Genomic DNA, 12,946 nt, shown 5'->3' with positions numbered 1-12,946 from the left:
CGCGCGACCGATTGAGGCATAAGGGTGCCTGACGGCACCAAAGGGCCGCATCCCCCGTTAGGGGGGTGCGGCCCTTCCCCTTTTCCGGGGAAGGGATGCCGTGTGACGGACAGGTCTCAACTCGGAAAAGCCCGGAGTCATCCTTGCGCTCGATCTTGCTCAGCCGAGCGGAAGTGGACTATACCTGTGCGCGTCCGGGTCACCGCGTCTCCTGCGGCCCCGGGCCGGGGGACGGCGGGCGACCTGCGGTGATGCCCGTTTTTCGCAACTGCCTGGTTTTTCGGCGTCCTTCACACATCTGACGAAGGCGAGGACTTGAGCATGGGATCCACCTCCGCCCACGGCGAGCGCAGCACCGGTGCGGGCCTCGGCCGCCGCGACCTGATCAAGCGGTCCGCGGCCCTCGGTCTGATCACGGTGCCCACGATGAGCTTCCTGTCCGCGTGCGCCTCCGGCGGCGGGGAGGACAACCCGACCGGCGGCAACTCCGCGACGAAGGCCACCAAGGAGAACCCCTTCGGCGTGGCCAAGGGCAGCAAGCTCGACGTCGTCGTCTTCAAGGGCGGCTACGGCGACGACTACGCCAAGGCCTGGGAAGCCTCCTTCGACAAGAAGTGGGGCACCAAGACCGCCCACCTGGGCACCCAGGAGATCGCGGCCAAGCTCCAGCCGCGGTTCAACGGCGGCAACCCGCCGGACGTGATCGACGACTCCGGCGCCCAGCAGATCAAGCTGGACGTGCTCAACAAGGGCGGACAGCTCGCCGACCTCACCCCGGTCCTCGACGCCCCCTCGCTCGACGACCCCACCAAGAAGGTCCGGGACATGCTGATCCCCGGCACCGTCGAACAGGGCATGCTGGACGGCAAGTTCGTCTACGTGAACTACGTCTACACCGTCTGGGGCCTGTGGTACTCGGGCAAGCTCTTCAAGGAGAAGGGCTGGAACCCCCCGAAGACCTGGGCCGAGTTCATGGACGTCTGTACGAAGGCCAAGGCGGCCGGCCTCGGCGGCCTCGCCCACCAGGGCAAGTACCCGTACTACATCAACGTCGCCATCATGGACCTGATCGCCAAGAAGGGCGGCCTGGACGCCATGAAGGCGATCGACAACCTCGAGCCCAAGGCCTTCGCGGACAACCCGGTGGCCCTGGAGGCCGTCGAGGCCGTCTACGAGCTGGTCGAGAAGGGCCTGCTCATGCCGGGCACCAACGGCCTGACCCACACCGAGTCCCAGACCCGCTGGAACCAGTACAAGGCCGCCTTCATCACCTGCGGCTCCTGGCTGGAGAACGAGCAGCTCAAGCAGACCCCGGCCGACTTCGACATGCGCTTCCTGCCCATGCCGGTGCTGCCCGGCAGCAAGCTGCCCTTCGAAGCCATCCGGGCCGGCGCCGGCGAGCCCTTCATCGTCCCCGCGAAGGCCGGCAACAAGGCCGGGGGCATGGAGTTCATCCGCATGATGCTCTCCCGCGAGTGGTCCACCCTCTTCGCCCAGCAGGCGAACTCCCTGACCATCGTCAAGGACGGCGTCGACCCGAGCGTCCAGCTGCGTCCCGGCACCAAGTCGGCCGTCGACGCCCTCAAGGCCGCGGGCGACGGCAACACGTTCAACTACCGCTACCCCGACTGGTACAGCCAGATGGACCTGGACATCCAGGACGCCTCCAACGCCCTGATGGCCAAGCGCATCCAGCCGAAGGAGTGGATCAAGCGGGCCCAGGCGGCCGTCGACAAGGCCGCCAAGGACCCGAACGCGAAGAAGAACCACCGCGACTGACGGCCGCCAGGACCAGGGACGGACACCATGAGCAAGGTAGCCAGGAGCAGGGGACGGGCCGGCTTCATCACCGGGTTCCTCGTCGTGCCGCTCGCGCTGTACGTGACATTCGTGATCTGGCCGTACGTCCAGACGTTCGGCTATTCGTTCACCAACTGGACCGGTGCCTCACCGACCTTCGACTTCGTCGGACTGGACAACTACCGGGCCCTGGTGCAGGACGAGGTCTTCCTCGGCGCGATCTGGCACAACCTGCTGCTCCTGGTGTTCGTCCCGGCGGTCACCATCCTGCTCGCCCTGTTCTTCGCCTTCATGCTCAACGCGGGCGGCCGCAGCGGGGCGGGCGGGGTCCAGGGCGTCGCCGGGTCGAAGTTCTACAAGATCGTCTACTTCTTCCCGCAGGTCCTCTCGCTCGCGATCCTCGCCGTGCTCTTCGGCGCCGTCTACCGCAGCGACGAGGGCGGCCTGCTCAACGGCGTCCTGATGAAGCTCGGCCTGGTCGACGCGCAGGCGCCCGTCGAATGGCTCAACGAACCCAAGTTCGTCCTCTGGTGCCTGCTGCTGGTCGTGGTCTGGCACGGCGTCGGCTTCTACCTCGTCCTCTTCTCGGCCGCCATGCAGTCCGTACCGAAGGACATCTACGAGGCCGCCCTGCTCGACGGCGCGAGCCGCGCCCAGACCTTCTTCCGGGTCACCCTGCCGCTGCTGTGGGACTCGGTGCAGACCTCCGCGGTCTACCTCGGCATCGCCGCGATGGACATGTTCGTCCTCGTCTCCACGATGACCTCCGGACAGTTCGGCGGCGGCCCCGACCACCACAGCGAGGTCATGGCCACCGTCCTGATGCGCAACTTCCTCTACTTCGGCAAGAGCGGGTACGCCTGCGCCATGGGCGTGGTCATGCTCGCCCTGACCATGATCCTCTCGGTCGTCACGCTGCGCGCCACCCGCCGCGAGCGCATCGAGTTCTGAGCGGGGACGGGAGACCACCATGACCACAGTGATCAAGGCCCCCGGCGAGGCGGCGTCCGAGCGCGCCGGCGGGTCCGGCCGCACCGGCGAGCGGGAGTCCCGCCGCTCGGACGGCACGGTCCTCAACGTCTTCTCGCACGGCTTCCTCGCCCTGTGGGCCGTACTGATCGTGCTGCCGCTGCTCTGGCTCGTGCTCGGCGCCTTCAAGACGGACGCCCAGATCGGCGGCTCCGCCCTGAGCTGGCCCACCAACTGGCACTTCGACGCCTTCGGGCGGGCCTGGGACAAGGGCATCGGCGACTACTTCGCCAACACCTTCATCGTCCTGGTCTTCTCGGTGCCGCTGACGATGCTCTTCGGCTCCATGGCCGCGTACGTGCTGGCCCGCTACCCCTTCCGCGGCAACCGGCTCGTCTACTACTTCTTCGTCGGCGGGGCGATGTTCCCGGTCTTCCTCGCCCTCGTTCCGCTGTTCTTCATGGTCAAGCGGTTCGACATGCTGAACACGTACCACGGGCTGGTCCTCGTGTACGTGGCCTACTCGATGCCCTTCACCGTCTTCTTCATGCACAGCTTCTTCCGCACGCTGCCCACCGCGGTGCACGAGGCGGCGGTCATCGACGGGGCCTCGCACACCCGGATCTTCTTCCAGGTGATGCTGCCGATGGCCAAGCCGGGCCTGATCAGCGTGGGCATCTTCAACACCCTGGGCCAGTGGAACCAGTACATCCTGCCCGCGGTCCTCATGCAGCCCGCCACCAGCAGCGACCCCGAGCGCTACCTGCTCACCCAGGGCCTCATCCAGCTCCAGCAGCAGCAGGGCTACGCCACCGACCTCCCCGTCCTGTTCGCCGGCGTTGCCATCGCGATGGTCCCGATGCTGGTCGTGTACCTCTCCTTCCAGCGCCAGATCCAGGCCGGCCTCACCTCGGCCACCCTCAAGTAGCCCCGCGGGCGGCTCCCGACGGGGGCCGCCCGCCCGGCGCGGGCTCAGCGCCCGGCTCGGCGCGGGCTCAGTGCCCGGCGAGGACCGCCCGCGCGTCGGCCAGGCCCTGCGAGAGCACCGCACGGTCGGATTCCAGGCGCGTCCCGTGGCGCGCGATCGCAGTGCGCTGCTGTGCGACGTCCGCGTCGAACCAGGCCTTCGCCACGTCGTGCTCCTCCCGGCGGGAGATGTCCGCCAGGGCCGTGGCGACCTCACGCCGGCCGACCTGGGCGCGGCCGATCGTCCGCGCCTGGTCGTGCGTGGGCACCGCACCTGACCGCACGCTGCCGGTGCCCTGTCCCTCAGGCCCGTACGGGGTGGGTGCAGCCCTTCGGGGGCGGTCGGGGGGACCTTCGGGCCGGAGTCGAGCCGACCGGAGCCGGGCCGGGCCGGAGGCGAGTCCTTGCCCCGCGCGGTCGCATCGCGGCGCCGTCCGGTCCCGGGGGACCGCTGAAGATCGGCACCTTGGCGACCCTGACACGAACTCTCACGGTCGTTCTCTCATACTTATGGCTGTAGTGCCCTATTTGCCCTGTCTCTGCCTCTTGACGGGTCGGGGGCAGAGGGCTCGACTTAGGTGTTCACAAGTTGGAGACGCCGGTGTCTCCCTCCGGAGGCCCGGCTTGGGGGGCGGTGGCCGTGTTCGCCGCTTATGGGCAGGAGTGGATGAGTCGTGGAGACTCCGGGTTCGCAGTCGTCACTGCACCGGGCGAATCTCGAGCGGGTCGTACGGGCGGTACGGCTGGCGGGATCGCTCACCCAGGCCGAGATCGCCCGCGCCACGGGACTGTCGGCGGCGACGGTCTCCAACATCGTCCGGGAGTTGAAGGACGGTGGGACGGTCGAGGTCACGCCGACCTCCGCGGGCGGTCGGCGGGCGCGCAGCGTCTCCCTCAGCGGTGACGCGGGCATCGTCATAGGTGTCGACTTCGGCCACACGCACCTGCGGGTGGCGGTGGGCAACCTGGCCCACGAGGTGGTGGCCGAGGAGTCCGAGCCGCTGGACGTGGACGCGTCCTGGGTCGACGGGTTCGACCGGGCGGAAGCCCTGGTCGGACGGCTGATCGAGACGGTGGGGGTGAGCCGGGACAAGATCATCGGGGTGGGTCTGGGCGTCCCCGGGCCGATCGACGTGGAGTCCGGCACGCTGGGCTCGACCGCCATCCTGCCGGGCTGGACCGGCATCAACCCGCGCCAGGAGCTCTCGCAGCGCCTGGGTGTGCCGGTGTACGTGGACAACGACGCGAACCTCGGTGCGCTGGGCGAGCTGGTCTGGGGCAGCGGCCGTGGGGTCAAGGACCTCGCGTACATCAAGGTGGCCAGCGGCGTCGGCGCCGGCCTGGTCATCAACGGCCAGATCTACCGCGGCCCGGGCGGCACGGCAGGGGAGATCGGGCACATCACCCTGGACGAGTCCGGGCCGGTGTGTCGCTGCGGGAACCGCGGCTGCCTGGAGACCTTCGCCGCCGCGCGGTACGTGCTCCCGCTGCTGCAGGGCACCCACGGACCGGACCTGACGATGGAGCGGGTGGTCCAGCTGGGCCGGGAGGGTGATCCCGGCTGCCGCCGGGTAATCGCGGACGTGGGCCGCCACATCGGCAGCGGCGTGGCCCACCTGTGCAACCTGCTCAACCCCAGCCGGGTGGTGCTGGGCGGCAGTCTGGCCGAGGCCGGGGAGCTGGTGCTGGCGCCCATCAGGGACTCGGTGTCCCGGTACGCCATCCCGAGCGCCGCGCGGCAGTTGTCTGTGCTGACCGGGGCACTGGGCGGGCGTGCCGAAGTGCTGGGCGCGCTGGCACTCGTACTGTCGGAGATGGGTGATTCGACGGTTCTAGACGGTTCGTCCAGCTCTGTGGGCTCTCTCGGTGGCGTGGCTCTGTCTTCAAGCAGATAACGAGTGGCACCGTTGTCATCTCGTTAAGCATTCACTCCTTGACGACAACCGTGCGGCCGAGTTGACTCACGTCCACCTCGGCCGCACGGACGCGGCCTCGTCAGGGAGGTTCACAAGATGAACACGCGTATCCGCCGTTCCGCCGTAGCCGTGGCGGCCGCGGCGATGGCCGTGTCCCTCGCCGCCTGCGGCAGCGCCAAGGAGTCGGGCGGCAAGACGTCCGAGTCCGCGTCGGGCACCGCCAAGGGTGACGCCATCAAGGTCGGTCTGCTCCTGCCCGAGAACCAGACCGCCCGCTACGAGAAGTTCGACCAGCCCCTGATCGAGAAGGAGATCAAGGCGCTGACGAACGGCAAGGGCGAGGTCATCTACGCCAACGCCAAGCAGGACGCGACGGTTCAGAACTCGCAGATCGACACGATGCTCACCAACAAGGTGGACGTGCTGATCGTCGACGCCGTCGACGCCAAGGCCATCGCGGGCTCCATCAAGAAGGCGAAGGACGCCGGCATCCCGGTCGTAGCCTACGACCGCCTGGCCGAGGGCCCGATCGACGCCTACACCTCCTTCGACAACGAAGAGGTCGGCAAGGTCCAGGGCAAGGCCCTGCTGGACGCCCTGGGCGACAAGGCCAAGGCCGGCCAGGTCGTGATGATGAACGGCTCCATCACCGACCCGAACGCGGCCCTGTTCAAGAAGGGCGCGCACTCCGTCCTCGACGGCAAGGTGAACGTCGGCAAGGAGTACGACACCAAGGAGTGGAAGCCGGAGAACGCCAACGCCAACATGGAGGCGGCGATCTCCGCGCTCGGCAAGGACAAGATCGTCGGCGTCTACTCCGCGAACGACGGCATGGCGGGCGGCATCATCACCGCCCTGAAGTCCGCCGGCGTCTCCCCGCTGCCCCCCGTCACCGGCCAGGACGCCGAGCTCGCCGGCGTGCAGCGCATCGTCGCGGGCGACCAGTACATGAGCGTCTACAAGCCGTACGCCCCCGAGGCCCAGGCCGCCGCGAAGATGGCCGTCGCCCTGGCCAAGGGCGAGAAGCCGGCCACCACCTCCACGGTCGACAGCCCCACCACCAAGGGCGTCGCCTCGGTCCTGATCCCCGTCGTGTCGCTCACCAAGGGCAACATCAAGGACACTGTGGTCAAGGACGGTGTCTACACCGTCGACGAGATCTGCGCGGGCAAGTACGCCGACGCCTGCGCCAAGGCCGGTCTGAAGTAGGCCCCGGCCCCCGCGGCCGCCGCCCGACCAGGCCGGCAAGGCCTGGTCAGGAACCCTGGATCCTGCCCGGTGTCCCGCCCACTCATCCCGCCACCCGCGGGACACCGGGCAGAAACGATCCCTCATTCGGCCCAAGAGGGGAAAAACGATTCTGTGGGGCAGGTGCCCCGGCAGAAACGATCCTCCCCCTCCGAAGCCCCTCCCCAGATCTTCCGTACGACTCTGTACGACATCCCCGCCGGTCAGGCGGCGAAGGAGATGGTTGATGTGTCCGCTGCGCCCGTGCTGGCGTTGCGAGGCGTCTCGAAGCGATTCGGTGCCGTCCAGGCGCTCACCGACGTAGAGCTCGAGATCCACGCCGGCGAGGTGGTCGCCCTGGTCGGCGACAACGGTGCCGGCAAGTCCACGCTGGTCAAGACGATCGCCGGAGTGCACCCCATCGATGACGGCGTCATCGAGTGGGAGGGCAGGCCCGTGCAGGTCAACAAGCCCCACGACGCCCAGAACCTCGGCATCGCGACGGTCTACCAGGACCTCGCGCTGTGCGACAACATCGACGTCGTCGGCAACCTCTTCCTCGGCCGCGAGCTGCGCCGCCGCGGAATGCTGGACGAGGTGGAGATGGAGCGCCGCGCCCGCGAGCTGCTCACCACCCTGTCCATCCGGATCCCGAGTGTCCGGATTCCCATCGCCTCGCTCTCCGGCGGTCAGCGCCAGACCGTGGCGATCGCCCGCTCCATGCTGGGCGAGCCCAAGCTCGTCATCCTCGACGAGCCCACCGCCGCCCTCGGCGTCGAGCAGACCGCCCAGGTCCTCGACCTCGTCGAGCGGCTGCGCGAGCGCGGCCACGCCGTCATCCTCATCAGCCACAACATGGCCGACGTCAAGGCCGTCGCCGACCGGGTCGCCGTCCTGCGCCTCGGGCGCAACAACGGCGTCTTCAAGGTCGCCGACACCTCGCAGGAAGAGATCATCTCCGCCATCACGGGAGCCACGGACAACGCCGTGACCCGCCGTGCGGCGCGCACCGGGGAGGCTCAGAAGTGAGCACCGACAACCAGCCCGCCCTGGACGACGCCGAGGTACCCGGCCCCCACACGCGGGCGGACGAGATCCCCGCACAGGCGGTACCCGCCGTCGATCCCCGCCTGCTCGTGCGCGAGCAGGGCCTGGCCGGCTACGTGGGCGAGTTCAAGCGCAAGATGCGCGCCGGTGACCTGGGCTCGCTGCCCGTGATCATCGGCCTCGTGATCATCTGCGCCGTCTTCCAGAGCCTGAACGAGAACTTCCTCTCGGCCGAGAACCTCAGCAACATCGCGGTGACCATGGTCGCCACCGGCATGATCGCGGTCGGCATCATCTTCGTGCTGCTGCTCGGCGAGATCGACCTCTCCGTCGGCTCCGTGTCCGGCGTCTCCGGGGCGATCTTCGCGGTGATGGCGGTCACCCACGGCATGAACGAGTGGCTCGCCGTCATCGTCGCGATAGTCGCCGGCGCCGTCATCGGTGCCATCCACGGCTTCTTCTTCGCCAGGATCGGCGCACCGGCCTTCGCCGTCACCCTGTCCGGCCTGCTGTTCTGGTCCGGCTTCATGCTCCAGCTGCTCGGCAGCAACGGCACGATCAACATCGACCCCGACGGCCTGGTCGGCAAGCTCACCACGTACTACTTCTCGGACGTCGCCGCGGCCTACGGGCTCGCGATCGTGGCGGTCGCCCTGTACTTCCTGGGTTCCTTCTTCGACGCGCGCCGCCGCTCGGCCGCGAACGTCCCGTTCCGCCCGGTCGGCGAGATCGTCCTGCGTACGGTCCTGCTCGCGGTCGTCGCCTTCGGCGCCGCCGCGATCTTCAACCAGTACAAGGGCCTGCCGCTGGCCATGCTGCTCTTCCTGGTGGTCCTGGTCGGCACGGACTTCGTCCTGCGCCGCACCTCGTTCGGCCGCAAGGTCTTCGCCCTCGGCGGCAGCGTCGAGGCCTCCCGCCGCGCCGGCATCAACGTCACGGCGGTCCGGATCGCGGTCTTCTCGATCGCGGGCACCTTCGCGGCCATCGGCGGCCTGTTCTGGGCCTCCAAGATCGCCGCGGCGAACCAGAGCGCCGGCTCCGGTGACCTGCTGATGAACGTCATCGCCGCGGCCGTCATCGGCGGCACCAGCCTCTTCGGCGGACGCGGTCGGACCTGGAACGCCCTCCTCGGCGTCATGGTCATCACGTCCATCCAGTACGGTCTCGCACTGGAGGGGATCGCCACCCCGATCCAGTACATGATCACCGGAGCGGTGCTGCTGGCCACCGTGGTGATCGACTCCGTCACCCGCAAGACCCAGAAGACCGCCGGCCGCGCCTAGCGGCCACAGGTCACACCGTCGAGTGCCCGGTACCGCGGACGCGGTACCGGGCACTTCGACGTGGAACATTAGACTCGTCAGACCAGCAAGCAACTGCAAGGAGGCACGGGTGCTGCTGACCCGCATCACGGGACCGCGCGATCTGGACCGGCTCGGCCCGGAGCAGCTGGACCAGCTGGCCGTGGAGATCAGGTCGTTCCTGGTCGACGCGGTCTCGAAGACCGGCGGGCACCTCGGCCCCAACCTCGGTGTCGTCGAACTGACGATCGCCCTGCACCGTGTCTTCGAGTCCCCGAAGGACAAGGTCCTCTGGGACACCGGCCACCAGTCCTACGTGCACAAGCTGCTCACCGGCCGGCAGGACTTCTCCAAGCTGAAGATGAAGGGCGGCCTGTCCGGCTACCCCTCGCAGGCCGAGTCCGAGCACGACGTCATCGAGAACTCGCACGCCTCGACCGTGCTGGGCTGGGCCGACGGCCTCGCCAAGGCCAACGAGGTGCAGGGCCGCAAGGACCGCGCCGTGGTCGCCGTCATCGGCGACGGCGCCCTGACCGGCGGCATGGCCTGGGAGGCCCTCAACAACATCGCCGACGCCAAGGACCGCCCGCTGGTCATCGTCGTCAACGACAACGAGCGCTCGTACGCGCCCACCATCGGCGGCCTGGCCAACCACCTCGCCACCCTGCGCACCACCGACGGCTACGAGCGCTTCCTCGCCCGCGGCAAGGACATCCTCGAGCGCACCCCGGTCGTCGGGAAGCCGCTGTACGAGACCCTGCACGGCGCCAAGAAGGGCCTGAAGGACTTCATCGCCCCGCAGGGCATGTTCGAGGACCTGGGCCTGAAGTACGTCGGCCCCATCGACGGCCACGACATCGCCGCGCTGGAGTCCGCGCTCACCCGCGCCAAGCGCTTCGGCGGCCCGGTCATCGTCCACTGCCTCACCGAGAAGGGCCGCGGCTACCAGCCCGCCCTCCAGGACGAGGCGGACCGCTTCCACGCCGTCGGCAAGATCCACCCGGACACCGGTCTGCCGATCGCCTCCTCGGGCGCCGACTGGACCTCGGTCTTCGGCGAGGAGATGGTCAAGCTCGGCCAGGAGCGCGAGGACATCGTCGCCATCACCGCGGCCATGCTCCAGCCCGTGGGCCTCGACAAGTTCGCCAAGGCCTTCCCCGAGCGCGTGTACGACGTCGGCATCGCCGAGCAGCACGGCGCGGTCTCCGCGGCGGGCCTGGCCACCGGCGGCGTGCACCCGGTCTTCGCCGTCTACGCCACCTTCCTCAACCGCGCCTTCGACCAGGTCCTGATGGACGTGGCGCTGCACAAGTGCGGCGTGACCTTCGTCCTGGACCGGGCCGGCGTCACCGGCACCGACGGCGCCTCCCACAACGGCATGTGGGACATGTCGATCCTCCAGGTCGTCCCGGGCCTGCGGCTCGCGGCACCGCGCGACGCCGACCAGGTCCGTGCCCAGCTGCGCGAGGCCGTCGAGGTCACCGACGCCCCCACCGTCGTCCGCTTCTCCAAGGGCGCGGTCGGCCCGGCCGTCCCGGCCGTGGGCACGGTCGGCGGCATGGACGTGCTGCGCGAGGCGGGCACCGACCGCCCCGACGTGCTGCTCGTCTCCATCGGCGCGTTGGCCCCGATGTGCCTGGAGATCGCCGGCCTGCTGGAGAAGCAGGGCATCTCCACCACCGTGGTCGACCCCCGCTGGGTCAAGCCGGTCGACGAGGCCATGGCCCCGCTGGCCGAGCGCCACCGGGTCGTGGTGACCGTCGAGGACAACAGCCGCGTCGGCGGTGTCGGCTCCGCGATCGCCCAGGCCCTGCGCGACGCCGACGTGGACGTCCCGCTGCGCGACTTCGGCATCCCGCCCCGGTTCCTGGACCACGCCTCGCGCGCCGAGGTCATGGCCGAGATCGGGCTCACCGCGCCGGACATCGCGCGCCAGGTCACCGGTCTGGTCGCACGGCTCGACGGCCGCTTCGACAGCGAGTCGGTCGAGGCCGCCGCGGACTGACCGCGGACGGGGGTGGCCCGAACGGCCCACCTCCGGTTGTACCTCCCGGGCCGGTCGGGTCACGCTGAACAGGTGGACCGACCGGCCCGTTCGCGTGACATGGCGCCCTGCCGACCCCTGCCGGTGCGGCCCCTCACCGAATCATGGCCGTCACGCCGAATGCCGTGGAGGTAGCGTGAGCACACAGCAGGACCTGGGGCCGGACCGGCCCGGCGGGGTGTTCAGGACCAAGACGGTCGAGCAGTCCATCCGCGACACCGAAGAGCCAGAGCACGCACTCAAGAAGTCGCTGTCGGCCTGGGACCTCACGGTCTTCGGCGTCGGCGTCATCATCGGCACCGGCATCTTCGTCCTCACCGGCAAGGTGGCCAAGGAGACCGCCGGACCCGCCACGGCACTGGCCTTCGTGGCCGCCGGTGTGGTCTGCGCCCTGGCCGCCCTCTGCTACGCGGAGTTCGCCTCCACCGTCCCGGTGGCCGGCTCCGCGTACACCTTCTCGTACGCCTCGATCGGCGAGTTGCCCGCCTGGATCATCGGCTGGGACCTCGTCCTGGAGTTCGCCCTCGGCACCGCGGTGGTCGCGGTCGGCTGGTCGGGGTACGTCCGCTCCCTGATGGACAACGCCGGCTGGCACCTGCCCGCGGCGCTCGAGGGCCCGGACGTACCGGGCGGAACCTTCGACCTGTTGGCCTTCCTGCTGGTGCTGTTGCTCACGCTGATCCTGGTCATCGGCGTGAAGCTGTCGGCCCGGATCACGGCGGTGGTGGTGGCCATCAAGGTGGCGGTGGTCCTCATCGTCATCATCGCGGGCGCGTTCTTCATCAACTCCGACAACTACAGCCCCTTCATCCCGCCCGCGGTGGCGCAGGAGGGCGGCTCGGGCCTCGACGCGCCGATGGTCCAGCTGATGTTCGGCTACGAGCCCACGAACTTCGGCGTCATGGGCATCTTCACGGCCGCGTCCGTGGTGTTCTTCGCCTTCATCGGCTTCGACGTGGTCGCCACCGCGGCCGAGGAGACCAAGCGCCCGCAGCGGGACATGCCGCGCGGCATCCTCGGCTCGCTGCTCATCTGCACCGTCCTCTACGTCGCCGTGTCGATCGTCGTCACGGGCATGGAGCACTACACCAAGCTGTCCACCAGCGCCCCGCTCGCGGACGCGTTCAAGTCCGCCGGGCACCCCTGGTACGCCGGCGTCATCAGCTTCGGCGCGGCCGTCGGCCTGACCACCGTCTGCATGATCCTGCTGCTGGGCCAGACCCGGGTGTTCTTCGCGATGAGCCGCGACGGACTGCTGCCGCGGTTCTTCTCGGTCACCCACCCGAAGTTCCGCACCCCCTACCGGCCCACCATCCTGCTCGGTGTGGTCATCGCCATCGTGGCCGGCTTCACCAGCATCAACGAGCTGGCGACGCTGGTGAACATCGGCACCCTGTTCGCCTTCGTGGTGGTCGCGCTCGGCGTCATCGTCCTCCGGCGCTCCCGGCCCGACCTGCACCGCGCCTTCCGCACCCCCTGGGTGCCGTTCCTCCCCATCGTGTCGATCGCGGCCTCGGTGTGGCTGATGCTGAACCTGCCGGCCGAGACCTGGCTGCGGTTCTTCATCTGGATGGTCATCGGCTTCGTCGTGTACTTCCTGTACGGACGCTCGCACAGCCGACTCGGCAAGCTGGGGCGCGAGGCCCCGTTCTGACCGTGGCCCCGTAGGGGCGTAC

The 12,946-nt window shown here is 69.1% G+C and carries 10 protein-coding genes; 9 read left to right on the top strand and 1 reads right to left on the bottom strand.

The features are described from left to right. Positions 1 to 321 precede the first annotated feature (321 nt). From ngcE to ACIQCH_RS20600, 3 genes are read left to right on the top strand one after another with little or no spacing between them, the layout of a single operon-like run. Positions 322 to 1,779 carry an N-acetylglucosamine/diacetylchitobiose ABC transporter substrate-binding protein gene (gene ngcE / locus ACIQCH_RS20610; protein ID WP_402582768.1) on the top strand — a complete coding sequence of 486 codons (1,458 nt, stop codon included), beginning with the start codon at positions 322 to 324 and terminating at the stop codon, positions 1,777 to 1,779. Between the two features lie 27 nt (positions 1,780 to 1,806). Next, a complete protein-coding gene (locus ACIQCH_RS20605) occupies positions 1,807 to 2,751 on the top strand; it encodes a carbohydrate ABC transporter permease (RefSeq protein ID WP_402582766.1) in 945 nt (314 codons plus the stop codon). Between the two features lie 19 nt (positions 2,752 to 2,770). Next, complete coding sequence (locus ACIQCH_RS20600) at positions 2,771 to 3,697, top strand: carbohydrate ABC transporter permease (protein ID WP_402582764.1); 927 nt, start codon at positions 2,771 to 2,773, stop codon at positions 3,695 to 3,697. 67 nt (positions 3,698 to 3,764) lie between these two features. On the opposite strand, the gene ACIQCH_RS20595 is transcribed toward ACIQCH_RS20600, so the two are convergent. Next, entirely contained in the window at positions 3,765 to 4,004 is a 240-nt protein-coding gene (locus ACIQCH_RS20595) for a hypothetical protein (RefSeq protein ID WP_402582763.1), read from the bottom strand. A gap of 405 nt (positions 4,005 to 4,409) precedes the next feature. On the opposite strand from ACIQCH_RS20595, the gene ACIQCH_RS20590 reads away from it, so the two are divergent. The 6 genes from ACIQCH_RS20590 to ACIQCH_RS20565 all read left to right on the top strand — a co-directional run bounded on the left by ACIQCH_RS20590 (position 4,410) and on the right by ACIQCH_RS20565 (position 12,924). After that, entirely contained in the window at positions 4,410 to 5,630 is a 1,221-nt protein-coding gene (locus ACIQCH_RS20590) for an ROK family transcriptional regulator (protein ID WP_030202444.1), read from the top strand. Between the two features lie 117 nt (positions 5,631 to 5,747). After that, positions 5,748 to 6,860 carry a sugar ABC transporter substrate-binding protein gene (locus ACIQCH_RS20585; RefSeq protein ID WP_402582762.1) on the top strand — a complete coding sequence of 371 codons (1,113 nt, stop codon included), beginning with the start codon at positions 5,748 to 5,750 and terminating at the stop codon, positions 6,858 to 6,860. Positions 6,861 to 7,118: 258 nt separating this feature from the next. Next, a complete protein-coding gene (locus ACIQCH_RS20580) occupies positions 7,119 to 7,907 on the top strand; it encodes an ATP-binding cassette domain-containing protein (protein ID WP_402582760.1) in 789 nt (262 codons plus the stop codon). Between the two features lie 20 nt (positions 7,908 to 7,927). Further along, on the top strand, positions 7,928 to 9,208 hold the full coding sequence (locus tag ACIQCH_RS20575) for a sugar ABC transporter permease (RefSeq protein ID WP_402582811.1): 1,281 nt from the start codon (positions 7,928 to 7,930) through the stop codon (positions 9,206 to 9,208). 109 nt (positions 9,209 to 9,317) lie between these two features. Beyond that, positions 9,318 to 11,231, top strand: a complete 1,914-nt coding sequence (gene dxs, locus ACIQCH_RS20570; RefSeq protein ID WP_402582758.1) for a 1-deoxy-D-xylulose-5-phosphate synthase — start codon at positions 9,318 to 9,320, stop codon at positions 11,229 to 11,231. A gap of 175 nt (positions 11,232 to 11,406) precedes the next feature. Then, entirely contained in the window at positions 11,407 to 12,924 is a 1,518-nt protein-coding gene (locus ACIQCH_RS20565; RefSeq protein WP_402582757.1) for an amino acid permease, read from the top strand. Positions 12,925 to 12,946: the final 22 nt, after the last annotated feature.

Source organism: Streptomyces sp. NPDC093225 (assembly GCF_044753805.1).
GTDB lineage: Bacteria > Actinomycetota > Actinomycetes > Streptomycetales > Streptomycetaceae > Streptomyces.
This window is presented reverse-complemented; position numbering and strand designations above follow the sequence as displayed.